Source organism: Rossellomorea marisflavi (genome assembly GCF_001274775.1).
Taxonomy (GTDB): Bacteria; Bacillota; Bacilli; order Bacillales; family Bacillaceae_B; genus Rossellomorea; species Rossellomorea marisflavi.
In genome coordinates, this window is the sequence record NZ_LGUE01000004.1 from 576,193 (window position 1) to 602,121 (window position 25,929).

A 25,929-nucleotide genomic window follows, 5' to 3' on the forward strand; every position below is an offset into this window, starting at 1 on the left:
TCTTCCTTTTTACATTGTGATAACTGTCTGATGGTATCATAGATGAGGAGAAGGGTCAAAATCACTCTTCCGAAATGAGAAAGAAGGTGCACCATCCATGCTGCCCAATCCCATACGAATAAAAGGGTTCACCCGCGGAAACCGGCACGAAATGATTGACCACGCCGTCAACACAATCTCCAGATGCACCGGCTGGGTGACCAATCACTCCATGTATGCCAACAAAGTCATCGTAATCAACTTCGAGATTGAGGCGAGAGGAGTGAGGGAACTCATTCTATCACTCAACCAAAATGGTCTCATCTTGTTTGAAGAGAGCCGATCCATCATAGACCAGTTCCCGGAAGAAGTGCTCCTCGAGAACGGGGAGGAAGAACTGAAAGGCTCACTCAACATTACCTTTGTGAATGAAGAACCTGATCAACGCCATCATGTACCACCGATTCCGGGATAATGGGCCCATCGGCTGTTTCCCTTGAATCATTCCTCTTCCTCAAACGCCTTCCCCGTCTTCACAAACGAATCGATATCCCGGTCCAGATACACCCATCCCTTCCACGCAATGTGGATCGTATCCTTCAGAAAATACGGATCGTATTCGTGATCGGAGTAGTCTGTATACGCGAAGCCATTATCTGCGATTTGCGAGGTGATCCGCTTGTAGTAGTCATCCCTTCCCTTCTTCGGGAAGCCTGTGTAATCGTAGTACTCGCCGTTTACGGGCAGGATGACGAAGAGCGGTTCGGCTTTCGATTGTTTCAATACGTCCATGAGCAGCTGGAAGTCATCATACTCCTTGGATACCCCGTAGGAGTGATCCTTGTTCTTGCCTTTTTTGGCCGCGATCTCTCGGGCTTGTTTTTTGTATACCTTGTCGTCGATGTTGAACCGGCTGTGCTGCGTGTGGCGCTCACCTGTACGGTCGGCCATCTTCATGAGGGATTCCCACGATTGACCTTCGACCTTGTTCGAGGCATTGCGCTGGGCCGATGAGATCGTGAACAATGAATAGTACAGATCCTTTTTCTCGAGCACCTTGCCGTACAGGTTCGCCACGGCTGACAGCCCTTGGTATGTAGCGGTTTTATCATGAAGATACGCATCGTACAGTTCATATACGAGCGTATCGTTTTTCACCGTATTATAGGACATCATCCGCTTCATCAGCTTCGTTTTCGTGTCTTCATCGATGATGGAATTGGACGGGAGGTCCATGGCCTGCAGGGCTGAATAGTTCGGGGCGAAGTGATTTTCATCGGTCCCATTCTTCACGAACCATTGAGGCGAGACGATGATCACCATCTGCTTCTGTTGGAGCTGACCGGCGTGGCTCGCCAGGTTGATGGCGTGGATGATGGAGGTGGTGCCCCCTTTTCCGACGAGGAACGGCTTGAAGCCGGCATCATTCACCTTGAAATAGTTCGAGGGGTGGTACCGGTCCCATCGCGAGAATTCGGAAGATCCATAGATTGGTAGATACGTAGGGTCCTCAAGCATCTCATCCTGCAGGTAGGTGCCGGCAAACATGTTCGAGTTCAGGGAACTAGCTGCCTCATCGAGCCGGCCGTCGGGCATCAACTTCACGAGCCACTTGTTCGGTACCGATATCATGCCGATGAACAGCACGAATGCGAGGATCATCGGGCCGAATACGTGTCGCTTTTTCTTCATTTCAGATTCTTCAGCTGCTTGATGATCGCATTTGGCGTGTTCCATACGTCACGGTCAAACTCCGTGATCGGGACGAGGATCCCGAGCCTGTCCTCGAATTCGACGAGCATTTCCACGGTGCCGAATGAATCGAGGAGACCCTCTTCAAAAAGGTCCATATCCGGTGTTTCTTTCACCGACTCCTCCTGGCAAACCTCTGCAAGTATGTCTAATACTTCTTGTTCAAAATTCATATTCGTGTTTCCTCCTAGTGGAATGGTTGTCCTGAGAATAGATAGAATCCGAAGCAGATCACATGGAAGGTGATCACAATGGATACGACGGTCGTGAACCGGTTCGCCGGCCACTTCTTATGCTTCTTGTTCCATTTCTCGAAAAAGTTATAGCTGACCATGACGGCCGCATGATAGAGTCCGTAGACGATGTACTGGATCGCAAGGCCATGCCACACCCCCATGAGGGTGAACAGCAGGATGTAGCCGAGATTCGACAGCAGCATCTTGTTCTTGATCCAGCGCTTCTTCTTCATGAGGAACATGAAGCGCATGAACACATAATCCCTGAACCAGAAGGACAGGGTCATATGCCTCCGGTTCCAGAAGTCCTTGATGTTCCGGCTCAGGAACGGCTTGTTGAAGTTCTCCGGGGTCCGGATGCCCATCATGTAGCTGATCCCGACGGCAAACGCCGTATACCCGGCGAAATCGAAGAACAGGTACATGCTGTAGCCGTACATATAGAGAAGGTTATAAAGGATCTTGTTCGACGTCATATACGGCAGATTCATGATGAAGTAGGTATTGACCGCATATCCGATGATGAACTTATAGAGGAACCCGATGAAAATCTTATGTAATCCCGAGTACAGGAGGGATTGATAGTCCGCAGCATCCCATACGGTCCCCTCATCTTTCTCGAATCTCCGGTACCGGTCGATCGGTCCCGAGGAGAGCGATGGGTAGAACAGCATGAAATAAGCGATCCGGTAGACCGGTGGCTGCTCCTTGATCAGGCCATCCCGTATTTCGATGACCATCTGGACGGCTTTGAACGTCAGGTAGGAGATTCCGAGGAATGTGGCCCAGTTATCGAAGGCTAGAAACGGAAGCACCTTGGATAGAATCAGGGGCAGGAGGGATAGCGCCACCATGAGATAGAACACGACTCCTGCATTCCGCTTCGAGCGGTACGCCATATACCCTTTGATCAGCAGCACCTGGAACACGGTGAAGGCGATCAAGGTCGCGAACCCTCTCGCATCCCCCGAGAAGATCAGGGCCAGGATGACCACCGAGATGATCAGGTTATAGACACGGAAGCTCTTGCCCTTTAAGCCGAGGATGACCGTCGGCAACAGCAGGATTCCGATGATGATAAAGAATAGAAACGAGCCATATACCGTCATGCAAGAACCTCATCCTTAATGCGCTTGCGGTCGAGTTTCCCATTCGTCGTGATCGGCAGGCTCCCTTTGTAGATGAACTTACGCGGGACCATATAAGAAGGCAGCGTCTTCTGCAGCTCCTTCCGGATGAAGGACGTGAGATGATGCTCCTTCTCGAATGGATGATCCCCCGGGATGATCGTGGCGACGAGATAATCGATCTTCTCCCCATTCTGGTGAGGGAGGACGACCGTCGATTGCACGTACGGGCACTGATTGATCTGGAACTCGATTTCCTCAAGCTCCATGCGGTACCCGTGAAGCTTGATCTGGAAATCGAGACGTCCCTGGTAGAAGATGCAGCCTTCACGGGCATAACCGGCATCCCCTGTGCGGTAAGCCCACGTTCCCTGATACGAAAAGAACGACTTCTCCGTCAGATGGGGCGCACCGAGGTAGCCTTTACTCACGCTCGGACCGGCAATGATGATCTCCCCTGCTTCCCCGTCCGCTGCAGGCTCTCCTTGTTCATTCAGGATGAGGACCCGGGTATCGGATTTACTGTACCCGACCGGCAGCGATCCGTGATCGGCCAGGATAAGGTCTGTGATCTCGACCGAGGTGACGGCGACCGTTGCTTCCGTCGGCCCATATGTATTGAAGATGACGGCTTTCGGGAATCGTTTGCGGAGCTCCTTCGCCACCGAGACCGGCAGTGTTTCCCCGCAGAACTGGAACAGCTCGACGTTTGGCATCTTCGCTTCATTAAATCCTGGGTCCATGAGGCACATCTGCATGAACGAAGGGGTCGATGTCCACACCTGGACGCCCGATGCTTCAAGGGTTTCAAACATCACTTTCGGCTTGTCGACGCAAGATTTCGGGAGGGCAAACAGGGTCCCGCCCGTCACAAGCGATGGATACAGGTCCATGACGGATAGGTCGAAGGAGAACGGTGCCTGATTGAGGAAGACTTTGTGCTCCCCGATCGGGAAATCCTCTTTCATCCAGTCCACGAAGCTCTGCAGGTTGCTGCCCGTGATCTGGACCCCTTTTGGATTCCCCGTGCTTCCTGACGTGTAGATGATGTAATACACTTCATCGTCTTTGACCCACGTCCCGGGCGTCACGCTCGTCGGTTCGTTCCAATCGAACGCGTCCAATGCCAGAACGGGAACGGAGGCAAACGGGATGGGTTCACCCGACACATTGATGATCAGTCCGGCGCCCGAGTTCTCGATGATGGACCGGACCCGCTCATCCGGGATGGAGGTGTCGATGGGGATGTACGGGAAGCCTGCCTTGACGCTCCCCAGGAAGGCGATGGGCATACCCGGCTCCATATGTCCGTAGACGACGATCGGGGTCTGGCGCGGAAGGATGTAGGCGTCCAGCAGATAAGAGGCGAGTTGATCGGATCGTCCCCAAAGCTCCCCGTACGATAGCGCCTGCCCATTCGCTGTGAAGGCCTGCTGCTCCGGTGATTGTGTTGCATGCTCTTGAATGTCTAACAAAAAGTCCATAGTTCGATTCCCTTCTCCACGTTAAAAATCGTTGTAAATATAGCTTCCGGTATTGGCACTGTGGAAGCTGTATAAAAAGAATAAAATCAGCAGGATCGCCAAGTAGAATGTCGTGTGCACGACCCATCTCACGGCGGTCCGTTGATAGAAACGGCTTAATTTATCCATGGTTGTCTCCTTCAAATTTGTACCCCGTCCGGATGACGGTGCGGATATAGTGGGATTCCGTCCCGAGCTTGCTTCTCAGCTTCCGGATGTGGGTGTCGACTACACGGCTGTCTCCGTCGAAGTCCATGCCCCACACCCGGTCGAGGATCGTATCCCTGGATAGCACAATGTTCTTGTTCTCGATGAGCAAGAGCAGGAGATCGTATTCTTTCGGCGTGAGTTCCACTTCGGCTCCGTCCACTTCCAGACGGCGTGCCAGCGTATTCAGGAGTGCAGAACCGAACCCGATCATATGACCGTTCGGCAGATAGCTTTCCTTCACCCGCTTCATGAGGGAATTTGCCCGTGCCACCAGCACCCGCGGACTGAAGGGCTTCGTCACATATTCATCGGCCCCGAGCTCGAATCCGTGGATCTTATCGCTGTCAGCCCCCTTCGCGGTCAGCAGGATGATGGGGACACCCGACTTGAGGCGTACACGGCGGCACACCTCGAATCCATTCACCTTCGGCATCATCACGTCCAGGATGAGGAGGTCCGGAGAGATGGAATCCAGCATCTCCAGCGCCACATCGCCATCCTCTGCTTCGTGTACCTCCCATCCATCCTGGATGAAATAGTCCGAAATGATCTCCCTGATCCTCGCTTCATCTTCCACAAGCAAAACTGTTTTACCCATTTTCTTCGTTCCTCCAGCCTGATTCTTCGATTAGTGTAAAAGGGTCGTATGTCTTTTGTGTGTCCTTTTGCCTTTAATTTGTAAATAGTATAGTAAATTGGACTCCATCCTCGAGGTTCTCGACCTTATACTCACAGTGATGCATATCGAGGATCTGTTGGGCGATCGACAGTCCGAGTCCAGTCCCGCCGGTCTGGCGGCTGCGCGACAGCTCCCCGCGGTAGAATCTCTTCCAGATATGATCGAGCGTGTCTTCAGGGATGTTGTCGCCCCTGTTCCGGAGGATGAAGGTCGTGTCGTGGTCATCGCTCTCGATATCGATGGAGATGGTGCTTCCCTTCTCCGCATGGCGGATGGAATTCACCAGGAAGTTCAGCATCACCTTCTCCATCCAGCCGTAATCGGCCACGATCGGCAGCTCCTTGGTGGAGCCGATGACGACGTCGAGATCTTTTTCCTTCAGGGAATAGACCAATTTATTCGAAGCTTTATCGATCAGGTCACTCAATAGGAAGGAAGTCTTCCGCAGCTTGATGGTCCTTGCCTCCAATTTGGCCAGGTCGAGCATGTCCGTCAGCAGCCCTTCCATCTTCTCCGCCTCTTCGACGATGACCTCGAAATAATGATCCTGCTTGTTCGCCCCGATGCCATCCTTCAGTCCTTCCGCAAAACTCTTGATGATGCTGAGTGGCGTCTTCAGCTCATGGGAGGCATTCGCGAAGAAGTCCTGTTGGACCTTCTCCATCTCATTCTTCTGCTCCATATCGGCAAGGAGCTGGACGTTCTTCTCCTCGAGCTCCTTCAACGCCTGATCGAGATTCCTCGCCATGAGCAGCATGCTGTTGGACAGATTCCCGATCTCATCTTTTTGACGGACGGGGGAATCGACGGTGAAATCCAGCTTGACCATCCGCTTCGCCATCTTGTCCAACTTGATCAGGGGTTTGCTGACCAACCGTGAGAAGAAGAACGATAGAATGATAATGAGGAAGAGCCCGCCGATCCCCAGATACAAGTAGAAGAGCTGGAGGGCATTGTTCGTGTCCTGGACTTCCTGCAGGGACGTTACGGACACGAGGAGTTCGGTCTTCCCGGCTTTCGTTTTCACCGGATCGATGATGACCATGTTATGCGTCCCGCTCCACGGCTCCGTCCAATCGATCTTCTGCAGCTTCATGTCCTTGACCTTCTTTTCCTGCGACGGCTTCAAAGGGAATAATTCATTCAACGCATCGAATAGCAGTCCCTGCTGGGTGTTCCATGCCTTCGACCGGGGCAGGACCCGTTCGACCACTTCCCCCGTCACCTTATCCGCATAGGACGCATCCACGTCCTCCCCGATCGACGGGAAGCCCTTTTGGGTAATCTGGAAGGGATACATCACCGTAGGGGCATCCTTTTGTTCCTGATCCAGTGCTCCCCACACCGTCAACGTACTTCCTTTATCGATTGCCGCCGCCTTCAGTTCCTGCCCATATGTATTCATGAAGAACGACAGCGACACGACCACAAGCGTCCCGTCTTTTTGTTTCAGCGTGATATGATACGGGTCATTCAACGTCAGATTCCCATCCGTGTCAACGATGGTCAGCTGACTCTTATTCTCCGACATGAACTTCACGGCTTCCCGTGACGCCCGATGCGAGCTCCAATCCTCATTCACATAATGCTCAGAGAACCTCTCCAGCGCGGACTCCACGCCCTTGATCTTGTACTTCTGGTAAAAATCCTGAAAAAAGAGCATATGCGCCAAAATGATCATGCCGTAAAAGCACATGAACACGACAACCGTCAGTAGAAATAGTTTCAATGTAATTCCTTTACGCTTCATAAAGCCTCCTGGGTCCTTGATGATGTTTTTGCAAGTATACGAGTCTGATATGTTCTTTGTGTGTAGATGAAAATCGCCTGTGAACAGAAATGCAGTTAATCTTACTACAATTGGGAGCGAGAATCCAGATGGTGTCATATACTCCCAATATGCAAAAATATAAATAATTTATAATAAATATTCAGAACTTTGCCACTTTAAAGTTGTAAATCAATCGCATCCATTGTATGATGAAGGAGACAATATGTCATTGACCCCCTTTTTACCCCTTTGTTTGTGCAAAGGGGGTTTTTTATTGTTGGGATGATAAAGAAGTGTCTTGTTGAGTCCTCACTGCGTAGCGGATCCATTGTTGATTCGACTTCACGATCAGGTTCTCGCCCAAGATCAGCTCCCCCTTAACCCCCGATGAAACCCTTCACTCTTCTGTTTTCAACCACATCAAATTTGGGTAATTATATTAAAAATGGAAAAATAACCCTTACCGACCACATTCCACAGAAGGGGGATATTTCAGTGAGAAAACCGATTCTGATCGTCATAGGCATCACGGCGCTTATCACGCTCATCATCAGCATCCCGAACATCACCGCCCAGGCAAAATGGTATGCGTTCGAACGTCATAAGAACGTGGACACCGTCACAAAAACCGTCACCCTGCATGACCTGGCTGATATGCTGCACGACCAGAGGACCCTGGCCGGGGAACTGCAGGACTCTTCCACTTACTCCCTCATAGGGGATCAAGTGAGAAAAGGCCTTGATGACGCTTCCCGACACGAAGTATACCTGCAGCAGCACGATGAAATTGACTCGATCAAAATCAGGCTGCCCATTACCTCCTACAAGGATAAGAATAAAGCGATTGAGTTTATTTCTGGAGAGGGAGAGGTCGTGGAGACATATAGGAAGGAATGATTCTTTCATTCTTGCGTGATAAGCCAATAGAACATCCAAAAATAGTAAAAGGAGAGATTACTTGTACCGTACCATTGCGATCACAATTTCCGTCTTGGCCATAGCCTCTGCGATTTATACGTTTGTTACCAAGTCTGATCTAAGCACTAGCATCACGTTATGTGTATCTGCTTTGGTGTTCTTCCTCCTGGGCGCATTGGAAATCCGGTCTATTATTCATCTGCACGTCCATGCTGATCCTCGGCGTGGCCATCCAACTCGTATTCTGATCGTTTAAGAGAGCGATTCTCCCAAAAGAAAAAAGGCCAACCGCCCTACCGGTTAACCTTTCATCCTTCTTTATAGGTTTCCTTAAATGATCTTCTAACACTCTACTGAAATTATCATTCCTTATCTAAAAGCCGGTTCACGAATCTTGGCAGTACAAAACTTGCATGATGAAGCTCAGGGGTGTAATACTTTGTATCAAGTTCCGAAATATTCTCCATTGACACATCCAATGGATCATACACTTTCGAACCCATCGTAAAGGTCCACATCCCGCTTGGATAGGTTGGGATATTACACGTATATAGGCGAGTGATCGGAAATACCTCGCTTGCGTCCCTCATGACATGTTTGATTAGCTCCGATTTGAACCACGGGTTGTCTGTCTGGGCCACAAATATCCCATCTTCTTTCAGTGCTTTGGCAATGCCCGCATAAAATCCCTTCGTGAACAAGCCCGCAGCGGGACCAACGGGTTCTGTTGAATCGACCAGGATGACGTCATAGACGCCTTCGCTCTTGATGATGTGCTCAAACCCATCTCCGATCAGCAGTTCAGCACGGGCATCCCCGTAGCTGGATGAAATCGTTGGCAGATGTTTCTTCGAGTATTCCACCACTTTGCCATCAATCTCTACCTGCATCACACTCTCGACATCTGGATGCTTCAGCACTTCCCTGATCGTCCCGCCATCTCCTCCACCGACGACCAACACCTTTTTGGGTGAAGGGTGAGTGAATAATGGGATATGCGTGATCATTTCATGATAGACGAATTCGTCTTTCTCCGATGTCATGACCATCCCGTCGAGTAGCAGCATATTGCCGAACTCTTCTGTCTCCAGCATTTCTAGCTGTTGAAAATCCGTCTGCTCGCTCTCAAGCGTGCGACGAACTTTCCCGGTGATTCCGAAAGACTTCGTTTGTTTCTCCGTAAACCATACTGACATTTTATCCAACTCCCAATTAACTAATTAACTTTAATCCAATAGCCGCGCTCAACACCATGGCCATGAAGATGATTCGTAAGATGCTCTTAGATTCCCCATAAAATAAAATCCCGACCAGTCCTGATCCCACGGTACCGATTCCGGTCCAGATTGCATAGGCCGTACCCATTGGAAGAGACTGCATCGACAAACTCAAAAATGTGAAGCTGCATGCAAGCCCGACCACAAAGATGAGATAGGATGATACGCTTTTTTTCCGGGTGATCAGGTTCAATCCCGTTACACCGACCACTTCAAATACCCCTGCAAGAATAAGGAATATCCACCCCATTACGATTCGCCTCCCTGTTCCTGACTCTTCCCTGTCACCAGCTTAAGCCCGATGACGCCTGCCAATAACACAAGGATCAACACGACTTTAGCCACCTGGAACGGGACATTGAAAAAGACCATTTCCGCAATGACCGTACCCGTCGTTCCAAGACCGGCAAAAACGGCATAGGCGGTCCCGACCGGCAGGGACATTTGTGTAGCCTTAATCAGGAACCCAAATGATAAGACGATGGCTGCGATTGTCGCTGCCCACGTGATGAAATCTGTAGAATGTTTCAATCCGATGACCCAGCACACTTCAAATAGGGAACCGAGTACAACGAACGTCCACGCTTTATTCATTCATGGCACTCCCTTTCACTTACGCCTTTCCAAAATACTTCCAACGAGTGGTCCAAACGTTTTTCAAGTCGGTCAGTTCGTCCATACATTAATTCCACCAACAGTCCATCCAGGATTGTCAGATACGCAACAGAAGCTTTTTCAGGTGTCATTTCACCGTGTAATTGTCCATACTTTTCAAACAGTTGAACAAATAAGGATTCTAAGCCTGATATATATTTCTCAGTCCCTTCCTTTATGGGCTCTTCCAATTCAACAGGCGGAAAAAAGGATGTCCTTAAGAAGAATTTCATATTTGAGTCTTCCCGGTATCGAGCAAGATAGTTAGCAGGAAATTGGTTCAACATATTGCGAATTGAAGTATCACTACCGACAAGATCCATTTCAATGAAATCCAATTCATGTTGAACGGAATCTTCAAAAGCACGGATGAATAGATCTTCTTTACTTTTAAAATGCGAATAGATGGATTGCTTTTTAATACCCGCTTTATCTGCGATCGCAGATAGAGAAGCACCTTGATAGCCATGAAGGGCGAATTGCTCAAGGGCAATCGCTTTTAATTCGTTTGATTTCATTTTCTCCACTCCCTTACGAACGTTCGTAAGTTATTTTATCCAGGTAGGGGCTGAATGTCAAATGTTCGATTGGCTCTCCTTTCGATTGTCACAAAAAAGACACGGGAGTGAACCATCATGGAGCATTCAGCCAGTAAGAAAATTGACAGTCCGCCGGGTGGTTTGACATGCTGAAAAGGGAAAGTCCGGTATATGAAAATACATGATGGATTGATTTCCTGAATGAGCTTCAATCCAGTCAAAAAGTGGGGAGCAAGAGGATGTTTGTCTTTCAGAAATACGTGTGGAAGTTTTTCTGTGTATGGTTTGTGATTGGATTGCTTCTAGTCGGTTTCTCGCTCTTGCCGCCTTGGCTCGAGTGGGCAAACACGGTGTTTTTGTTTGCTTCAGGGTTATATGCATCGTGTTATCTGTGGAATGTATTGCCAAAGGGACGATTCATCATTCCATTCATCTTTTTCGGATCCATCGCGATTGAGTCCATCGGTACCCACACCGGCCTGCTATTCGGTGAGTATACATATGAAGCAGATTTCGGACTGATGTTCCTCGGTGTACCGATCACAATGGGACCGGCGTGGCTATCGGTCATGGGAGCCAGTTTGGCCTTTTCTAAATTGTTCTCCTTCCGTCACAGGACCGTGACACTGGTTCCACTTTTTGCAGTGTGGTTGGACCTGGCCATCGATCCCGTGGCGGCCAATGTAAAATCCTACTGGATCTGGGCCGATGGCGGATTGTATTACGACATTCCTTCCCAAAACTTTCTCGGAAGGTATCTGACAGCCCTTTTATTTGCCATCCTGATCTCCAGATTTGAACAAAAAACGACGATGATGGAGTTAGAGAGGAATAACCAGTACTTGTTCTTAATGCTGCATATCCTGTTCGGTTTTACTGCATTTATTTCTGGACTTTATGGGGTCTTGGCGGTCGGCGTCTCATCGAGCATCTGTTACTTGTTCTTGAAAAAGATCCGCACGGAACCATGATTCGACCGGAATAGGAAAAGCCTGGCTGCAGCCAGGCTTTTATCTGTCGTAATGGGATGACACTCATTCCCATGTAGACCTTATTCTCCGACCATCCCTTCACCATCGCGGTCATCCATATATTCATAGAGCCATGAATCCCTCGTGATCGGCATCTTGAATCCGGCCGCTTTCGCTTCAGCAATCGTCACCCTGCCGTTATGATCCGTATCAACCTTGCTGATATCACGAGTGCCTTCCTGTGTTGCGGGGGCCTCTGGAGCCGCTTCAGGTTCGGCTTCTGCTCGTGCATTCACGTCATCCGGGTTCACGTTATCGAAGTCATCCGTCACGGTCCGTCCCTTCATGATGTATGTATACGTGTAATGATCGGGAATCTGCGTTTCTGTATCGGGATAGCTGATCTTTGCCACGAAGTTTGTCACTCCTCCGGCATCGCGGATCACTTTTTCCATGTAGGCTTGATCCCCGTGACGGTTGAGGGTGCTGTCCTGAGGCGTGATATTATAGGCATTGGACACTCCCCCCAGTGAGTCGGCGATCACATGCCCCTGGTCGAGGTAGGAACGCTCCGTCCCCGGAACATCGGCTTCATCGTAATAATACCTGCCGGATGATTTGACCGGCTCCTTTTTATCATCCTGAAGAATGATTTCCTTCGCCTCCACGCGGATCAGCTGTCCATATTCATTGGTGAACGCCCAATATTCCCTGTCACCGAATCCGATATCCACCCGGACATTGGGCTCACGATCACCGGACCTGTCACCGCCGTCGACTTCGATCAGTTTATAGTCGCTGTAGTCAATGTCCCCATTGATGCTTGTTTCTGTCGGAGCACTGGTTGCAGGTTCGCTTTTACTGTCTTCAGGTTCTGCCTTGGCTTCCTGCGCCTCACCTTTTGCGCTCTCCTTGTTGCTTTCATCCGTTTTCTGTTCGCTTACTTGTTTCGTATCCTCTTTTGCTGACGACTGATCTTGCTCCTGTGCACAAGCCGCAAGCGTCATCATGACGAGTGAAACCAATAAGAAGGCTGCTTTCTTCATTTCCATTCCCCTTTTTTTATGTAAATTTCAAAGTCTTCTTCAATGATTTCCTCTTTACCTGTTAATAAAAGGGATTGAAATGATTGAAATAATTTTTGTATTTCTTCTTGTTGATTTATTAATTTCAAACTTTTAATGTATTCTTTTTCGTCTTTATACCTCGTTATTTCTATCCATCTTGTATTATCAGCTTTGCTGTTTAAGTACATTGTATGTGATTCAATATATTGGCTATAAACCATGGATGCTTTTTCTTGAATTTGAAAATATTTATCTACTTTATCTTCTTGGATATGATATTGATACATTTTAACAAACATATTTCAAATCCCCCCCTTACCTATTTATGTTTGTATGCTAATCTTCAAAAAATAAATTTTTGACGCCAACGAATATACTTATTCTACCATCATTATACAGATATTCGAACATCCGATTGAGTCATATGTTTAGCATGCTTACCAATTACCGCCTCCCCACTGCTGTCTGTGTCTAAATCATGACGCTTTCCAAATTATAGTCCTTTTCCCCCTCGCCATCAATCAAACATTTGGATGATTATGGTATGGTGAAAACAGACCGACCTTTGAAGGAGGATGTAAAATGAAAACGCTTTACAAACCCACGCGCTGGAATCTGAACACCCTTTTATCAGGACTTGATATGGACCGGTGGGACCAACAGTTGAACACGATTGGGGAAACCTTGCTTTCGTTCAATTCAACGGAAATGCCCGAGGAACAGGATATACGTCGCCTTTCTGACATCATCCAATACCTTGATTCAGCCGAATCCTTCTATTACTGCCTGACGGTGGAAGAAATCGCCCCCACTACATTATCGTCATTCCACTCCACGATCACATCCTTAACTTCAGAGGCCCGTACCATCCGCTCCAACTGGCAGGAATTGCTTGACACCATGAGCCACGCTCAACGGGAGGGCTGGTCTAAGACCATTCCCAACCGTCTTTTCATAGCTGAACTAACCTACAGGAACAGGTCGGTCGGTTCCCTAACAACCTTAAAGTCCCTTGAAGAACGTTATCTCGTTGAAGTCGGGAACCTGACCGTACATGCCGATCTCGGAGAAGGCGAAACGATTTTGCCTTTTTCTGAAGCCAATAAAATCGCCATGACCCATGCTGATCCCGCCATCAGGGAGCGCGCATTTCAGGGTCTGAACCGCGCGCTACAGGAAAAGGCTCCTGAAGCAGCGTCCATTTATAACGAAATGGTCGGGTCGAGGCTCGAGGATCACAAGCAGGACCATGTCGACTACCTTGATGACTCCCTTGCCGCGAATGGGATTTCCGGTGCGACCCTTCAAGCCATGTGGGACGCAGTCGATGCCCATCTGGATGGGTTCTCCGCATACCTCACCATCAAAGCGAAAGAGCACAGTAAAGAAAAACTGTCTTGGCTGGAGCTTATGACGTCACCTGAAGATGCTTCACCAAAGGTCCCGTTCCCACAGGCAATCGAAGGGATATTGACCTCCCTCAAAACCATCGATCCCAAGATGACGGACTTTGTAAAAGAAGCCCTCTCAAACGGCTGGGTGGATGCGGAAGCCCGCCCCGGAAAACCATCCGGCGGCTTCTGTGCACCGTTCCTCGCTCAAGGAGAGTCAAGGATTTACCTCAGCTATGACAACAGCCTGGATAGTGCAAGACGACTGGCCCATGAGCTTGGCCATGCCTGGCATTTCAAGCAGATGAAAACCAGGAACACCCTTAGCTCACTGGACGAAACGCTTGAAATGACCACGGCCGAGAGCGCTTCGATTCTATTTGAAACGGCCCTGATCGATGAGGTCATCCAAGGGACACATGACCCGGCCATCAAAAAATCCATCCTTGGCTGGAAAGTGGAGCGAAACATCAACTATTTGATGTCTATCCGGGCTGCCTATCTATTTGAAACGGCCTTTTATGAAAAGCGGAAATCAGGACCGCTCCCGGCAGAGGAGATGGAAGCTCTCCTCCTCGCCTCGCAACAAAAAGCGTATGGAAACAGATTAAAAGAATACGAACCGTGCCTGTGGATGAAATACCCGCACTTCTTCCGGGCTGACCTTTCCTTCTATAATTATCCCTACTCCTTCGGCTTCCTTTTCAGCATCGGCCTACTGGAGCTTGCCCACGAGCACGACGGATTTGCCCACAGGTTCCAGTCGTTCCTGAGTGAAACCGGCATGTTGCCACTGGAAGAACTGACGAAGAAGCACTTCAACATCGACCTGTCCCATCCTGCCTTCTGGGAGCAAACAATGAGGCGGGTCGTGGAAGATGTAAACGAATATAAAAAGTGCACGTAATGGGCTAGATGGAAGAACAAAAAATCGGTTTCCTGATGACAGGGAACCGACTTTTTTTGAAATTCGATCTTCTACAGCTCTTAAAACCCATTGAACAAATTACCAATATCTGTTACCATATCCCCTTAATCGAATAATCATAAAGGAGAGGATCGGCATGGGTGTTTTTGATATCACTTTATTGTTTACAGTAAGCGCAGTAGCATTAATGATTTCAGAAGTATCAACTATCAAAAAAGAAAATCAGCAGCTTAGGGAAGAGCTTGATGAACTGAAGAAAAGGATCTCGTAATCTGTTTCCATGAGTCTCATTCTATCCTCACTTTTCACAAAGAGAATCCTGCTTTCGCATCAAGTCATCCCTTCCCGGAGGTTTGGCAGCATGCGCCAACATTCCCGCAATGGTAACGGTCACCAACACCACAAATAGGGCATGGAGTAATCCGATCTTCTCACCGAGAAACCCCAAGAACGGTGGTCCGACCAGGAAGGCAAAATATCCCGCTGAGGCCACTGCACTGACCCTGACCGCCACTCCCCGCGGATCATCACCAGCAGCCGATAACCCTACCGGGAAGCCGAATGCAGCACCTAGTCCCCACATCACAATTCCGATCATGGCAATCGGTACATTTCCTCCGAAGATGACAATCAGTAAACCTGCAATGGCCAGCAAAGAAGACACTCTCAGAACGAATACCCTGCCCGAGCGATCCAATACGCGGCCTCCGACCATCCTCCCGATTGTCATCGCTCCTACGAATAGGCCAAACGCAAAGGAGCCCGTGGCAGGACTTACATCATAGCCATCCACCATAAGGATGGGGAGCCAGTCATTTGCCGAACCTTCTGCAAAAGCCATGCCAAGTACTATCAAACTGATCAGCAACGTCCTAGGTTCCTTCCAAATGGCCATTCTTTCCTTGAACCCCATCGGTACAGCGTTGGGTTGGCTACGATCCTCTTTCCCTGTACCAATTGGTACATACTTGGATAAACTACCCATCACCGCCACTGTGAGGAAAGCGATTCCTAGTAGATGCACTGGTACAGGAATGCTGCTTTTAATCGCTGCAGATCCAATGATGGCCCCAACCAACGTTCCGACACTAAATGCGGCATGAAACCCAGTCAGGAGAGACTTTTGGGTGGCTCCTTCGACCGCTGTCCCCTCAACGTTCATCGCCACATTACAGATCCCATTGCCAAATCCGAAGATCCCAAGTCCGAGGAAGACGAGGCTGCTTTGGGTGAGAACAGAAACACCCAGACTGACGGTCAGGAGCCCGATTGCACTGATGGCTACTCCTGTAACCATGGAGAACCGAGCCCCTTTCTTAGCAATAAGATGACTTGCACACGTCAAACCGATGATGGCCCCAACAGACATACCGAAAATAATCCATCCAAGTTCGGCCGTCGTTGCGCCGAGTGTATGCCGGATCTCAGGTGTCCTTGATACCCATGTGGCCATGGATAAACCAGGAAGGGCAAAAATAAAGTAGATCGACATCCTCCAGGCTTGAATTTGTTGTTTAGTCAGCGATTGGTTCACATTGCACCCCTTTCCTACCTTCTCGTTCGTAAAAGTGCCTAAGCCCCATCGTCAAGAGATCACTTGTAAAAAGGACAATAATGCCCAGCCAAACAAAAAGGAAATTAATCCTCCAAAAAGGATCAACCCTGCATACTTCAACATCTTCCTCTACCCCATTCCTAACTGTGTCTTGAAAGAGACTGCTTTCATAGCGTAATCTCCACGTGATTTCCTTCCGGGTCCAATACGACACTTTCATAGTAGCCATCTCCCGTGATCCGCGGCTCTCCGAAGATGGTATAGCCATCTTCCCTTAATCGTTCCGTCAATTCATCTACATCCTCCTTGGACCCCACCGATATCGCCATATGGGCCCATCCCAGCTGGAAAGGTTCTGCTTTTTTGTCGACTTGGTGCATCTTCATGATCTCGAATCTGGCTGCACCTGAAAACGTGAGGAAATACGATGAGAATCCTCTCATTTCATTGGTATATAAGTCATTGCAAGAAGCATGAAAATACTTCATGTAGAAGGCCTTTGTTTTTTCCAAATCATTTACCCAAAGGGCGATATGTTCGATTTTCACCTATGTCCACTCCATTCGATAGTAAATTTTTTTGTGCCTATCCGTTAGCTTCCAATGCACGGATAGGGGTGAAACCGACACTTTTTAAACTCTTTTAATAAGTTGGTGCTACTATATCACAAACGTACTTTCCCTATCTAGTCTTATTTTTGAAAAAAAATGGGTTTGCCATAGCATTCTCAGCCTGTTATAGTATGAATGACTACTTTTTAAACGATTTTAATAAGTTGATATAGAAAGGACTGGGTTCAGATGAAAAGCAGATCTGAAGACTATCTCTATCGCATTCGTCAGTTCTTCTTAGTACATGATTCTGCCACTACTGCCGAGATTAGCAAGCATCTGACCATCAGCTTCCCCACTGCTACCAAGTTACTTGAAAACATGGAAAAACAGGGAGAAGTATCACTAGGTGGGTTAGATGAGTCCAACGGCGGGCGGAGGGCAAAGCGCTACCGATACAATCCCCACTTCAAGCAGGGGCTCTCCGTCTATGTGGAAAAAGACGAATTAGGATTTATAGTATTCAATAGTTTCGGCGAGGTGTTGGAGGAAGGCATGGTTGCTGATTCACTGGGCAAGGGGAATGTGACCCCTTTGCTTCAATTGGTTTCCGGGCTGTTGGATCGATTTCCCAGGATTTCGGCTGTCTCGCTCGGAGTCCCAGCTTCAGTCAACGGGCAAGGAGACATCCTCTATGCTCCTCATTATGAAGACCTGCATGGGCTTAATTTAAAAGCACTAATAGAGGAGAAGTTCGGAACTCCTACTACGGTTGAAAATGACATGAACGCCGCCGTTTTGGGCTATAGCTACAACGATTCCTACGTTGAACCAAGCTCGTCCACCTTCATCTATCTCTATTTTGGCCATAACGGTCCAGGGGCGGGTCTCCTTGTGAATGGAGAGTTGGTTCGTGGAAAATCCCATTTCACAGGGGAGATTTCCTTTGTACCACAGGTTCACGGGAAGAGCTTTGGGCAATCCCTCTCCCAGGAACAAATTTCACCCGGATCATTACAAGGTCATGGAGCGGATGCGGTCGGACAACTGATCGCTACCTTCACCGCCATCATCAACCCCCATTCCGTAATTTTCTCTGATCAGGAGATTGGTGGTTCTGACATCACGACCATCTTACAAAGAAGCCGTACGTTTATTCCAGAAAGCCATCTCCCTGAGCTGGTAATCAGTAATTGGTCCAAGGATTATTTGAGGGGGCTTCAGCGGTTGTGCATAGAACTTCTTCTGGATCAGACTTCCCTTACGTGATGAACGGAACGTCCTTTTTGTAAGCCATTAAACAGGAGGAATATGAGCATGAAGACTGAAAAAGAAAAAATGCTTGCCGGGCATTTATATGATCCCGGTGATACCGTTTTGGTACAGGAACGCCAAGATGCCAGGAGATTATTAGATGATATCAGTCAGCCTCCTACAGCTGACCCCAGAAGAGTGGACTTGTTAAAAGAACTGTTCGGCTCCACTGGTGAACAGTTTCATGTTGAGAAAGAATTTCAATGTGACTACGGTTCTAATATTCATGTAGGTGAAAACTTCTTTGCAAACTTCAACTGTATTATGTTAGATGTCTGTGAAATTAAGATCGGTCACAATTGCTTCTTGGCACCTGGTGTTCATATCTATACCGCCACCCACCCCTTAAATTATAAAGAGAGGGTTTCTGGCTTAGAATACGGAAAACCCGTAACCATCGGGGATAACGTGTGGATCGGCGGTGGAGCGATTATCAACCCAGGTGTGACGATTGGGAATAATAGTGTCATTGCCTCTGGTACCGTTGTGACAAAGGATGTTCCCGACCATGTCTTGGTTGCCGGGAATCCCGGTCGCATCATCAAAACCATTTAAAGAAGGAAAAGAAGGTGAAATAATTGCGCGTGCAGAAAGTAAATATCTGTTTGATAAGAGGACTTTCCGCCACCAATACCTCCTATTTCGTTCAAAGAGCACGGTCCTTCTCTTCACACGTTACCCTGTACAAGGAAGGGTGCTGCGCCAATGGAAAAGACCTGATGGAAGTCCTGGACCTGGATGTTCGTTTTGGGAATCATGTCACGGTGATGACTGAAGGAGAAGATGAAAGTCACGCGATTGTAGCATTGGTAGCCCTCCTCTCAGGGAGTTAGGATCTATGAACCTATTCATGACAACAAAAAGAAGCATCTTTCATCTGAGTATGAAAGATGCTTCTTTTTAAAATAATTTCTGCGTATGATAGGTGAAAAAATACCAAATGTCCTTTTCACTCAAAGATCAGCTTCCCCCACATATCTTCTCATAAAGATACCTCGCATCCTCCCCCACACCCTGCAGCAAGGCGGATCCCCTCCTATGCTGCCAAGGCAGTCCGATGAAGTAGAGGCCCTTCTCGGGCGAAACGCCTCTGTGGTGGAGAGGCTTTCCTTCTGGGTCCAGTACACCAGCAACGGATATCCAGTCAAAATTCTGTCTGAATCCTGTCGCCCAAACAATATTTGAAATATCCATCGTGGTGCCATCCACAAAAGTCACCCGTTCTTCCTCCATACTCTTGAATCGAGGCTTGACGACGACTCTCCCTTTCCTGATCAATTCCTTCAGTTCCTTTCCGAAGATTGGATCAGGTTGTTTCCGGAGATACCGCCCTGGACCGGAAGATGACGTGACGCTCAACACGCCCAGACGCTTGAACCACCAGAAGATGCTCTTCCCCGCTAATCGCTGAGGCAGGAACTTCATCTTTGATCCGACAGACAGATAGACGGTTCGCGTTTCGGCCAGTTCCACGGCGATTTGCGCACCTGAATTGCCGCCTCCCACCACGAGCACCGACCCGGGAACGAGTTGATCAGCTTGCCTGTAGCTGGAGGAATGCAGCTGATGGATGGTTCCAGACCTTGCTTCCGCCGGGAGTGCAGGGGTCTGAAATGGTCCTGTCGCCACCACTACCTGCTTCGCGAGCAGGATTCCCTGATCAGTCGACATCTTGAACACTCCGGTCTCCTTCTCCAGCTTCACCACCGTCGTTTTCAGCTTCAGGGGAAGATCGAACCTCTTCGCATACTCCTCCAGATAAGAGGCCACCTCATCCTTCCCTGGGTAAACATCCTCCTCCCCACTAAGAGGAAGACCTGGCAGGGAAGACATCGACCGTGGGGTAAAGAGCTTCAGCGAATTATATCTCTTTTTCCAGCTCTCCCCCACAGAGCTTGCTTGATCCAGAATCAGAAAGGATCCACCCGATTTCTTTAAGTAATGACCCATGGCCATGCCCGCTTGCCCACCACCGATGATGATTGTCTCGTACATCTTTATCCTCCTAATCTTATTATATGATTATATATTCATATAATAAGATATATAAGTGAAATTGTATATATTTATTCCATAAATATGCAAGGAAATCCCGTAACAAAATAAAAACCCAACTCCATACAACGGGGTTGGGCCTCATTCCTGAATTGGTTCTGATTTTAATACGACCTCTCTCAAGTCAGGGCATATTCTATTGCCAGATCTTGCTCTATAGAGATCGATTTGACGTGTGCATCTTATTTTCGTTCAAGAATGTTGTCCATCTTGATGGAAAACTCCTCAAAATGAATTTCTCCATTGGCAAATTTCGTGCTAAGAACAAAGATTTCCTCATTTTTCGTCCTTGCACGATTCGTTGTTCGTTCAATCCATCCGTCTTCTTGATCCACTTTGTCTACCACATTCGTTCGGTTCAAGAATGCTTCATAGTACCTCAATCCGAATTGCCTTTGGGAGATGGCATCCATATGAATGCCGTCGGGATTAGCCGTCATTCCCTTTGAGGTTACTAGATACGTATGTTCTTCGGAATGGGCAACGTCAGCTAGCACCTCGTTCACTTGCTTATACTCCACCGCACTCTTTCCGAATCCCGATTCCCCAAGGTACTCTCCCAATTCTCCCATGATAATGGGGATATCCGGAGCATTCAATTCCTCTCTCAAGTGATTGAATAACGTGCAGACTTTCTCCTTATACGTTTCATAGCGCCCCCCGTAGCTGTCGCTTTCTCCCTGATGCCATAGGATACCGACAAGTTCACTCGTTTCCATGGCAAATCTCGCTTCGGAAATGGCATGTCTGGTCAGGATCCCATCAGACGACCACTCATCTATCGAACTTCCTCCCTCGGCGCAGGGGATCAAACCGATGGACTCACCCGGGTGCTCCTCTGTCCAAGCTTGAGCGAATGACGCTGCCGGGCCCACACCAGCTACGTGGCGATCTACATTCAAGGGCTCAGCCATCATCTGCCACCTACCATTTCGCAGCATGTTGATATGCTCATTGTAGATCGGAGGCACGTCCTCTATGAATCCTCTTCCTGCCATATTCGATTGGCCGATTAATAGTACGGATTTCATCTAATGACCTCTTTCTTCGTTTATTAACATGGTATTTTTGATGTTACTTCAAAGCCTCCAGGGTGACTTCGGCTACCTCGGCAATCAGCGCATCGTCATAGTCTGCATCCTCTGTATCGTGGCGGGTCATGATTGCCATAATGATCGGCTCCCGATCTGGCGCCCAGACCACGGCGATATCATTTCTTGTCCCATATCTTCCGGCCCCGCTCTTATCAGCGACCGTCCAGCCATCAGGTGCGCCGGCACGGATCAGCGTGTCTCCCGTCGCATTGCCTTTCATCCAATCTATCAGAATTTCACGCTTATCGTCCGGAAGCAAACCGCCCACTGCAAATCCTTGAAGACTCGTGGCAAGGGCCGCCGGAGTGCTGGTGTCACGGGTATTTCCCGGGGTGAATTCATTCAAAGCCGTCTCGTATCGATCGGATTGTGTCACGTCATCGCCGATCTCCCTTAGAGATTGCTGGAATTGTTCAGGGCCTCCCAGTTCCTCAAAAAGTAAGTTGCCGGCCGTGTTGTCACTGGTCCGGACCGCCGCCTCGCTTAGTTCCGCCAGGGTCATGCCGGTCTCAACATGTTTTTCCGTTATGGGAGAGTACGAAACCAGGTCATCCTCGGTGTACGTGATGACCTCCTCTAGTTCATCCATGGAATTCTGTTTCAACACAAGTGCAGCCGCCAGTGCCTTGTAGGTGGAAGTGAAGGCAAAACGCTCCTCCGATCGATAGTCGATGGTCCGGTCCGACCCCGTATCGATGGCATAGATACCTACGCGAGCGTCATATTTATCCTCGATATTGGCAAAAGTCTCATCGGAAACTGTGCTCTTCTTCTTTTCAGGTGAAGATTCCGCTGATTTCTCCGGCTTCATGCAGGCAGATAGCGTCATCAGGACCAGTAAAATAAACATCGTGACCATAAGGATTTTCTTATTCAATACCATCACCTCTTTCTTTCTATACTACAGACACGTGTGATGGGATGGCTATCCATAATCAGACCTGCTACCAATGGTTTAGGTGCCTATTATTCTTCTGTGTAGTTCTTCCGAAAGGGGGATGGTGCGTAGATTTAATCTGACATAAGAACCCTTTGTTGAAAATAGAGTTTAGTTAGCGTGTGCGACAGCTTTGACTTCAATCCATTGCTCCGGGAACGCCAGATGAGTCACACCGATGAGGCTGCCGGCCGGTCTGTGCTGCCCCAGGTATTCCTTGAACAGTCGGATGACCGAGTCGGAGTGCTCTTCCGGATGAGTCAGAAAGACTTCCACATACGCAAGATTGGCCTTCGTGACATCGAATTCCTTCAATACCCGATCGAGGTTCTCAAATGTTTGAAGGGTCTGAGCTTCAATATCCCCCTTGCCCACAAACGCTCCATCCTGATCGTGTGAAAATTGACCAGAAACATAAATCGTTCCGTTGACGCTGTATCCTTGGGTAATGCCGTGATCCCATAAATTGTGGTTGTAGGTTTTAACATGTACCATGAAATCCTCTCCTTTATCTCAATGTAAGGTCAGTATAAAATGGAAACAAAGAGAAAAACAGTACGCACAATAAAGATAGGTACTATCAGAAAGGATAGTGTCAACATGAGTATGGCTGAATTTAACGAAAAGGGAACGATTCAAGAGACATCCTTCGGGTATACGTTATCCGTCATTGGAGGTAAATGGAAGATGCTGATTCTGTATCTCCTTGCGGAAAATCAACCCGTTCGCTTTAATGACATGAAAAGAAGGATCGGAGCGATCACCTTTAAAACATTGAGTTCACAACTGAAAGAGTTGGAAGCAGACGGGATGGTCAAACGAAAGGAATATCCTCAAATCCCGCCTAAAGTAGAGTACAGTCTTACACCCAAAGGTGAATCCCTATTGCCATTATTGGAACAGTTATGTGAGTGGGGAGAGAAAAACCGCAATACCTGATGGATGATTGATGATGGTCATCTCAGATATCCACCATTATTCAAATCAAATGTCGCCCCCGTATAGTGCTTTGATTTGTCTGAAAGCAAAAATACCACTGTATCCGCCACGTCCTCCGGCGTCACTGGCGTCTTGATCAACTGATGATTGACGTATTCTTCCTTCCTCCAATCAGGAATGGAGTCCATCATAGGGGTGAATACCATGGTGGGAGCCACTGCATTCACCCGGATCGAAGGGGAGAAATTCATGGCACTGCTTTTCGTCAACCCAAGGAGGGCCGCCTTTGATGCTCCGTACACTGCGTCAGAGCTTCCTTCCATCCCGGATACAGATGATAGATTCACAATGACACCGGTTTGATTTTGTTCAAGGATATTCTTGGCGAAGAACTTCGTGAAGAAGAGAGCCCCATTCACGTTGATGTTCATCACCCGATCGACCTCCTCAGAAGTATAATCCAACAGATTCTTTGCAAGATAGATCCCAGCATTATTGACCAACCCATTTATCGTCGGGTGTTTTTCGCTCACCCATGAGAAAAAGTCTGAAACCTCCTCATGGCTGCTTACATCAATTTGATACGTATGTAGTTTTTCTGTCCCCAGCTCTTGGATCAATGCTTTGAGCCCTTCTCCATTAATGTCACATCCGATTACGCTCGCACCTTCTTGGAGACAGGATTTTACGACCTCTTTCCCGATTCCTGAGGCGGCACCGGTGACGATGACGGTTAAATGTTTCAACATGATGACCCCTCCTTTACCGTTTATAGACTCAACTCATAATGAAGAAATGTTTCATCTTGCCTGTACCCATTCCGTTCATATAACCGCTGGGCTTCTAGGTTATCGGGTGCGGTGCTGAGGCTGAGTGAGGATGCCCCCGTTTCCACAGCATGCGCTCTCGCTGCCTGAAGCAAAGCATCCCCAACCCCCTTCCTCCTTGCATCCTTCGCAACAAATAAATCATTCAGAATCCATGCCCTTTTCATGCCGATGGACGAAAAGGTCGGGTAGAGCTGGGTGAAGCCTATTGCCTTTTCCCCTTCAAAGCCTAGGAAAATGACAGAATCATTCCCAGACAGGCGATCTTTCAGATACGTTCGTGCACCTGCAAGATCCGATGGCTTATTGTAGAACATGCGGTACTCATTAAACAGGATGGCTACTTCTTCTAGCTGCTTCGTCGTGGCTCGTTGGATATTCATGATGATCTCTCCTTTAAGTTGGGATAGTTAAAGTCTACCATTTTCAAAGTCTTGATTCACGGACTGTTCTTTCACACATGAAAGCAGTACTCCTGCCAGGGTCAATACGCAGCCTCAAATGGCCTCCAAGCATAGTAATCGGCAGCTTGTTTTGTCGTTTCCCTTCTATATTTAATCAAAAGAATTCATAAGACTCTTCACAAATAATAGGAGCCTTGCAAATCAAATCCATTTGCAAGGCTCCTTTTACTTTTATATTTTAATAACTTTAGCTAAGTATGAAATGAATTGTTCCCACTCTTTTGTTATTAAAGACGAGCTTGCAGGAACTGTTTAATTAAAGTGGCACTCGTTTTCAACTCTTCTTCTAATGGGAAATGGCCTGTATTCAATAAATGCACTTCGCAATCATCAAGATCCCTCTGGAATGCCAGAGCACCTTCTGGTCCGAAAAACATGTCATTTTTACCCCATATAGCGAGTGTAGGTGGCTGGTATGTTCTGAAGAATTCCTGCCAGTTTGAATACTGCTTTACGTTGTTTCTATAGTCGTATTGCAAAGCAAGCTGTATCTCGTCATTTCCTGGACGATTCAGAACAAACTGATCCATATTCCAAGCGTCCGGACTAATATGTTCGGGATTACGAGTACCGTTTGTATATTGATATTTTGTAAAGTCTGAAGATAAAAGGAATCTTATTTTATTTTTGTTTTCCTCAGTAGGATTTTCCCAGTATGTGCGTACAGGATCCCAGGCTGACATTAACCCTTCTTCATAAGCATTTCCGTTTTGGGTTACAATAGCCTGAATTCGCTCAGGGTGTTGGCATGCCAGCCTAAACCCTACTGGGGCACCATAATCATGTACATAAATACTAAATTTCTCTACGTTTAATTGCTCGACAAACTCATTGATGAGGGAGGCAAAGTTACTAAATGTGTATTCGAATTCATTTATTTCTGGCTGATCGCTATTCCCAAAACCCGGATAATCTGGCGCCACCACATGAAACTCCTCCATTAGTTCCGGTATTAAGTTCCGATACATATGAGAAGAGGAAGGAAAACCATGAAGCAATAAAATTGTTGGATTTTCCGGTTGACCAGCTTCTCGATAGAAGATATTTACGCCCTTGATACTAATACTTTTGTGAGTTACTAACATACTACCACCTCATAAGTTTATATTTTCACTTCTAAAAGGGGCAATCGAATGTAGAGCTCCCAATGGAAAAGCCATTACAAACGATT

General features: G+C 47.9%; 31 protein-coding genes. 9 read left to right on the forward strand and 22 right to left on the reverse strand.

What is annotated here, in order from left to right:
- The first annotated feature begins 151 nt into the window (after positions 1–151).
- Positions 152–454, forward strand: a complete 303-nt coding sequence (locus tag AF331_RS12895; RefSeq protein WP_160316539.1) for a hypothetical protein — start codon at positions 152–154, stop codon at positions 452–454.
- A 26-nt stretch (positions 455–480) separates the two neighbouring features.
- Here AF331_RS12895 and dltD read toward each other — a convergent pair whose 3' ends face one another.
- The 7 genes from dltD to AF331_RS12930 form a co-directional block, all read right to left on the reverse strand.
- Positions 481–1,716, reverse strand: coding sequence for a D-alanyl-lipoteichoic acid biosynthesis protein DltD (gene dltD / locus AF331_RS12900; RefSeq protein WP_235576383.1), 1,236 nt, complete (start codon positions 1,714–1,716; stop codon positions 481–483).
- Positions 1,668–1,904, reverse strand: coding sequence for a D-alanine--poly(phosphoribitol) ligase subunit 2 (gene dltC, locus AF331_RS12905; RefSeq protein ID WP_053428508.1), 237 nt, complete (start codon positions 1,902–1,904; stop codon positions 1,668–1,670). Before dltC ends, dltD begins: the two co-directional genes overlap by 49 nt.
- Before the next feature lie 14 nt (positions 1,905–1,918).
- Entirely contained in the window at positions 1,919–3,076 is a 1,158-nt protein-coding gene (dltB, locus tag AF331_RS12910; RefSeq protein ID WP_053428509.1) for a D-alanyl-lipoteichoic acid biosynthesis protein DltB, read from the reverse strand.
- On the reverse strand, positions 3,073–4,578 hold the full coding sequence (dltA, locus tag AF331_RS12915; RefSeq protein WP_053428510.1) for a D-alanine--poly(phosphoribitol) ligase subunit DltA: 1,506 nt from the start codon (positions 4,576–4,578) through the stop codon (positions 3,073–3,075). Before dltA ends, dltB begins: the two co-directional genes overlap by 4 nt.
- Positions 4,579–4,599: 21 nt before the next feature.
- Positions 4,600–4,746 (reverse strand): teichoic acid D-Ala incorporation-associated protein DltX, encoded by a 147-nt coding sequence (locus tag AF331_RS12920; RefSeq protein ID WP_048005486.1) that lies wholly within the window; start codon positions 4,744–4,746, stop codon positions 4,600–4,602.
- A complete protein-coding gene (locus tag AF331_RS12925; protein WP_053428511.1) occupies positions 4,739–5,425 on the reverse strand; it encodes a response regulator transcription factor in 687 nt (228 codons plus the stop codon). The genes AF331_RS12920 and AF331_RS12925 overlap by 8 nt, the downstream gene beginning before the upstream one ends.
- 73 nt (positions 5,426–5,498) lie before the next feature.
- Entirely contained in the window at positions 5,499–7,256 is a 1,758-nt protein-coding gene (locus AF331_RS12930) for a sensor histidine kinase (RefSeq protein WP_053428512.1), read from the reverse strand.
- A 516-nt stretch (positions 7,257–7,772) separates the two neighbouring features.
- Here AF331_RS12930 and AF331_RS12935 point away from each other — a divergent pair.
- A complete protein-coding gene (locus tag AF331_RS12935; protein WP_053428513.1) occupies positions 7,773–8,174 on the forward strand; it encodes a hypothetical protein in 402 nt (133 codons plus the stop codon).
- Positions 8,175–8,557: 383 nt separating this feature from the next.
- Here AF331_RS12935 and speE read toward each other — a convergent pair whose 3' ends face one another.
- Genes speE through AF331_RS12955 form a run of 4 tightly spaced genes read right to left on the reverse strand, consistent with a single transcriptional unit; the run spans position 8,558 to position 10,644 of the window.
- Complete coding sequence (speE, locus tag AF331_RS12940) at positions 8,558–9,391, reverse strand: polyamine aminopropyltransferase (protein ID WP_053428514.1); 834 nt, start codon at positions 9,389–9,391, stop codon at positions 8,558–8,560.
- A 16-nt stretch (positions 9,392–9,407) separates the two neighbouring features.
- The gene (locus tag AF331_RS12945) at positions 9,408–9,722 is read right to left on the reverse strand and encodes a DMT family transporter (RefSeq protein WP_053428515.1); all 315 of its coding nucleotides are present in this window, start codon (positions 9,720–9,722) and stop codon (positions 9,408–9,410) included.
- Positions 9,722–10,066, reverse strand: coding sequence for a DMT family transporter (locus AF331_RS12950; RefSeq protein WP_053428516.1), 345 nt, complete (start codon positions 10,064–10,066; stop codon positions 9,722–9,724). Before AF331_RS12950 ends, AF331_RS12945 begins: the two co-directional genes overlap by 1 nt.
- The gene (locus AF331_RS12955) at positions 10,063–10,644 is read right to left on the reverse strand and encodes a TetR/AcrR family transcriptional regulator (protein WP_053428517.1); all 582 of its coding nucleotides are present in this window, start codon (positions 10,642–10,644) and stop codon (positions 10,063–10,065) included. The genes AF331_RS12950 and AF331_RS12955 overlap by 4 nt, the downstream gene beginning before the upstream one ends.
- A 260-nt stretch (positions 10,645–10,904) precedes the next feature.
- Here AF331_RS12955 and AF331_RS12960 point away from each other — a divergent pair, with 260 nt between their 5' ends.
- Positions 10,905–11,636, forward strand: a complete 732-nt coding sequence (locus tag AF331_RS12960) for a carotenoid biosynthesis protein (protein ID WP_053428518.1) — start codon at positions 10,905–10,907, stop codon at positions 11,634–11,636.
- An 80-nt stretch (positions 11,637–11,716) separates the two neighbouring features.
- On the opposite strand, the gene AF331_RS12965 is transcribed toward AF331_RS12960, so the two are convergent.
- Both AF331_RS12965 and AF331_RS12970 read right to left on the reverse strand, forming a co-directional pair.
- On the reverse strand, positions 11,717–12,682 hold the full coding sequence (locus AF331_RS12965; RefSeq protein WP_053428519.1) for a DNA/RNA non-specific endonuclease: 966 nt from the start codon (positions 12,680–12,682) through the stop codon (positions 11,717–11,719).
- Positions 12,679–13,002, reverse strand: coding sequence for a hypothetical protein (locus AF331_RS12970; RefSeq protein ID WP_053428520.1), 324 nt, complete (start codon positions 13,000–13,002; stop codon positions 12,679–12,681). Before AF331_RS12970 ends, AF331_RS12965 begins: the two co-directional genes overlap by 4 nt.
- A gap of 283 nt (positions 13,003–13,285) precedes the next feature.
- Between AF331_RS12970 and AF331_RS12975 the strand changes: the two genes are divergently transcribed.
- Positions 13,286–15,001, forward strand: coding sequence for a M3 family metallopeptidase (locus AF331_RS12975; protein ID WP_053428521.1), 1,716 nt, complete (start codon positions 13,286–13,288; stop codon positions 14,999–15,001).
- A 157-nt stretch (positions 15,002–15,158) separates the two neighbouring features.
- Positions 15,159–15,293 carry a hypothetical protein gene (locus tag AF331_RS23040; protein ID WP_268786806.1) on the forward strand — a complete coding sequence of 45 codons (135 nt, stop codon included), beginning with the start codon at positions 15,159–15,161 and terminating at the stop codon, positions 15,291–15,293.
- A 27-nt stretch (positions 15,294–15,320) separates the two neighbouring features.
- Here AF331_RS23040 and AF331_RS12980 read toward each other — a convergent pair whose 3' ends face one another.
- Both AF331_RS12980 and AF331_RS12985 read right to left on the reverse strand, forming a co-directional pair.
- On the reverse strand, positions 15,321–16,514 hold the full coding sequence (locus AF331_RS12980; RefSeq protein ID WP_053428522.1) for an MFS transporter: 1,194 nt from the start codon (positions 16,512–16,514) through the stop codon (positions 15,321–15,323).
- 230 nt (positions 16,515–16,744) lie between these two features.
- A complete protein-coding gene (locus tag AF331_RS12985) occupies positions 16,745–17,125 on the reverse strand; it encodes a VOC family protein (protein ID WP_053428523.1) in 381 nt (126 codons plus the stop codon).
- A 252-nt stretch (positions 17,126–17,377) separates the two neighbouring features.
- On the opposite strand from AF331_RS12985, the gene AF331_RS12990 reads away from it, so the two are divergent.
- The 3 genes from AF331_RS12990 to AF331_RS13000 are packed head-to-tail and all read left to right on the forward strand — an operon-like array spanning position 17,378 to position 19,275.
- A complete protein-coding gene (locus tag AF331_RS12990; RefSeq protein ID WP_053428524.1) occupies positions 17,378–18,397 on the forward strand; it encodes an ROK family transcriptional regulator in 1,020 nt (339 codons plus the stop codon).
- A 48-nt stretch (positions 18,398–18,445) separates the two neighbouring features.
- Positions 18,446–18,997: a sugar O-acetyltransferase gene (locus AF331_RS12995; protein ID WP_053428525.1), complete on the forward strand. Its 552-nt coding sequence runs from the start codon at positions 18,446–18,448 to the stop codon at positions 18,995–18,997.
- A gap of 29 nt (positions 18,998–19,026) precedes the next feature.
- The gene (locus tag AF331_RS13000) at positions 19,027–19,275 is read left to right on the forward strand and encodes an HPr family phosphocarrier protein (protein WP_160316540.1); all 249 of its coding nucleotides are present in this window, start codon (positions 19,027–19,029) and stop codon (positions 19,273–19,275) included.
- 127 nt (positions 19,276–19,402) lie between these two features.
- Here the strand turns inward: AF331_RS13000 and AF331_RS13005 are convergent, their stop codons facing one another.
- The 4 genes from AF331_RS13005 to AF331_RS13020 form a co-directional block, all read right to left on the reverse strand.
- Entirely contained in the window at positions 19,403–20,437 is a 1,035-nt protein-coding gene (locus AF331_RS13005; RefSeq protein ID WP_053428527.1) for a flavin-containing monooxygenase, read from the reverse strand.
- Positions 20,438–20,679: 242 nt separating this feature from the next.
- Positions 20,680–21,528 carry a sialate O-acetylesterase gene (locus AF331_RS13010; protein WP_053428528.1) on the reverse strand — a complete coding sequence of 283 codons (849 nt, stop codon included), beginning with the start codon at positions 21,526–21,528 and terminating at the stop codon, positions 20,680–20,682.
- 43 nt (positions 21,529–21,571) lie between these two features.
- Positions 21,572–22,474: a class A beta-lactamase gene (bla, locus tag AF331_RS13015; protein WP_053428529.1), complete on the reverse strand. Its 903-nt coding sequence runs from the start codon at positions 22,472–22,474 to the stop codon at positions 21,572–21,574.
- Positions 22,475–22,639: 165 nt separating this feature from the next.
- Complete coding sequence (locus AF331_RS13020; protein ID WP_053428530.1) at positions 22,640–23,023, reverse strand: RidA family protein; 384 nt, start codon at positions 23,021–23,023, stop codon at positions 22,640–22,642.
- Between the two features lie 105 nt (positions 23,024–23,128).
- On the opposite strand from AF331_RS13020, the gene AF331_RS13025 reads away from it, so the two are divergent.
- A complete protein-coding gene (locus tag AF331_RS13025; RefSeq protein WP_053428531.1) occupies positions 23,129–23,467 on the forward strand; it encodes a winged helix-turn-helix transcriptional regulator in 339 nt (112 codons plus the stop codon).
- A gap of 17 nt (positions 23,468–23,484) precedes the next feature.
- On the opposite strand, the gene AF331_RS13030 is transcribed toward AF331_RS13025, so the two are convergent.
- From AF331_RS13030 to AF331_RS13040, 3 genes are all read right to left on the reverse strand, one after another.
- Positions 23,485–24,216 carry an SDR family NAD(P)-dependent oxidoreductase gene (locus AF331_RS13030; RefSeq protein ID WP_053428532.1) on the reverse strand — a complete coding sequence of 244 codons (732 nt, stop codon included), beginning with the start codon at positions 24,214–24,216 and terminating at the stop codon, positions 23,485–23,487.
- Positions 24,217–24,236: 20 nt separating this feature from the next.
- Complete coding sequence (locus AF331_RS13035; RefSeq protein ID WP_053428533.1) at positions 24,237–24,677, reverse strand: GNAT family N-acetyltransferase; 441 nt, start codon at positions 24,675–24,677, stop codon at positions 24,237–24,239.
- Positions 24,678–24,985: 308 nt separating this feature from the next.
- A complete protein-coding gene (locus tag AF331_RS13040; RefSeq protein ID WP_053428534.1) occupies positions 24,986–25,843 on the reverse strand; it encodes an alpha/beta fold hydrolase in 858 nt (285 codons plus the stop codon).
- Positions 25,844–25,929: the final 86 nt, after the last annotated feature.

Bases quoted from the DNA above. Each gene is read 5' to 3' on its own strand.
- dltD (WP_235576383.1), bottom strand. From the start codon at position 1,716: ATGGAACACGCCAAATGCGATCATCAAGCAGCTGAAGAATCTGAAATG.
- AF331_RS12975 (WP_053428521.1), top strand. From the start codon at position 13,286: ATGAAAACGCTTTACAAACCCACGCGCTGGAATCTGAACACCCTTTTA.
- AF331_RS12945 (WP_053428515.1), bottom strand. From the start codon at position 9,722: ATGGGGTGGATATTCCTTATTCTTGCAGGGGTATTTGAAGTGGTCGGT.
- AF331_RS13020 (WP_053428530.1), bottom strand. From the start codon at position 23,023: ATGGTACATGTTAAAACCTACAACCACAATTTATGGGATCACGGCATT.
- AF331_RS13035 (WP_053428533.1), bottom strand. From the start codon at position 24,677: ATGAATATCCAACGAGCCACGACGAAGCAGCTAGAAGAAGTAGCCATC.
- AF331_RS12955 (WP_053428517.1), bottom strand. From the start codon at position 10,644: ATGAAATCAAACGAATTAAAAGCGATTGCCCTTGAGCAATTCGCCCTT.
- dltC (WP_053428508.1), bottom strand. From the start codon at position 1,904: ATGAATTTTGAACAAGAAGTATTAGACATACTTGCAGAGGTTTGCCAG.
- AF331_RS12980 (WP_053428522.1), bottom strand. From the start codon at position 16,514: ATGTCGATCTACTTTATTTTTGCCCTTCCTGGTTTATCCATGGCCACA.
- AF331_RS12965 (WP_053428519.1), bottom strand. From the start codon at position 12,682: ATGAAGAAAGCAGCCTTCTTATTGGTTTCACTCGTCATGATGACGCTT.
- dltB (WP_053428509.1), bottom strand. From the start codon at position 3,076: ATGACGGTATATGGCTCGTTTCTATTCTTTATCATCATCGGAATCCTG.
- AF331_RS12950 (WP_053428516.1), bottom strand. From the start codon at position 10,066: ATGAATAAAGCGTGGACGTTCGTTGTACTCGGTTCCCTATTTGAAGTG.
- AF331_RS12895 (WP_160316539.1), top strand. From the start codon at position 152: ATGATTGACCACGCCGTCAACACAATCTCCAGATGCACCGGCTGGGTG.
- AF331_RS12925 (WP_053428511.1), bottom strand. From the start codon at position 5,425: ATGGGTAAAACAGTTTTGCTTGTGGAAGATGAAGCGAGGATCAGGGAG.
- AF331_RS12920 (WP_048005486.1), bottom strand. From the start codon at position 4,746: ATGGATAAATTAAGCCGTTTCTATCAACGGACCGCCGTGAGATGGGTC.
- AF331_RS12960 (WP_053428518.1), top strand. From the start codon at position 10,905: ATGTTTGTCTTTCAGAAATACGTGTGGAAGTTTTTCTGTGTATGGTTT.
- dltA (WP_053428510.1), bottom strand. From the start codon at position 4,578: ATGGACTTTTTGTTAGACATTCAAGAGCATGCAACACAATCACCGGAG.
- AF331_RS12930 (WP_053428512.1), bottom strand. From the start codon at position 7,256: ATGAAGCGTAAAGGAATTACATTGAAACTATTTCTACTGACGGTTGTC.
- AF331_RS13025 (WP_053428531.1), top strand. From the start codon at position 23,129: ATGAGTATGGCTGAATTTAACGAAAAGGGAACGATTCAAGAGACATCC.
- AF331_RS12990 (WP_053428524.1), top strand. From the start codon at position 17,378: ATGAAAAGCAGATCTGAAGACTATCTCTATCGCATTCGTCAGTTCTTC.
- AF331_RS23040 (WP_268786806.1), top strand. From the start codon at position 15,159: ATGGGTGTTTTTGATATCACTTTATTGTTTACAGTAAGCGCAGTAGCA.
- bla (WP_053428529.1), bottom strand. From the start codon at position 22,474: ATGGTATTGAATAAGAAAATCCTTATGGTCACGATGTTTATTTTACTG.
- AF331_RS12970 (WP_053428520.1), bottom strand. From the start codon at position 13,002: ATGTTTGTTAAAATGTATCAATATCATATCCAAGAAGATAAAGTAGAT.
- speE (WP_053428514.1), bottom strand. From the start codon at position 9,391: ATGTCAGTATGGTTTACGGAGAAACAAACGAAGTCTTTCGGAATCACC.
- AF331_RS13005 (WP_053428527.1), bottom strand. From the start codon at position 20,437: ATGTACGAGACAATCATCATCGGTGGTGGGCAAGCGGGCATGGCCATG.
- AF331_RS13030 (WP_053428532.1), bottom strand. From the start codon at position 24,216: ATGTTGAAACATTTAACCGTCATCGTCACCGGTGCCGCCTCAGGAATC.
- AF331_RS13010 (WP_053428528.1), bottom strand. From the start codon at position 21,528: ATGAAATCCGTACTATTAATCGGCCAATCGAATATGGCAGGAAGAGGA.
- AF331_RS12995 (WP_053428525.1), top strand. From the start codon at position 18,446: ATGAAGACTGAAAAAGAAAAAATGCTTGCCGGGCATTTATATGATCCC.
- AF331_RS13040 (WP_053428534.1), bottom strand. From the start codon at position 25,843: ATGTTAGTAACTCACAAAAGTATTAGTATCAAGGGCGTAAATATCTTC.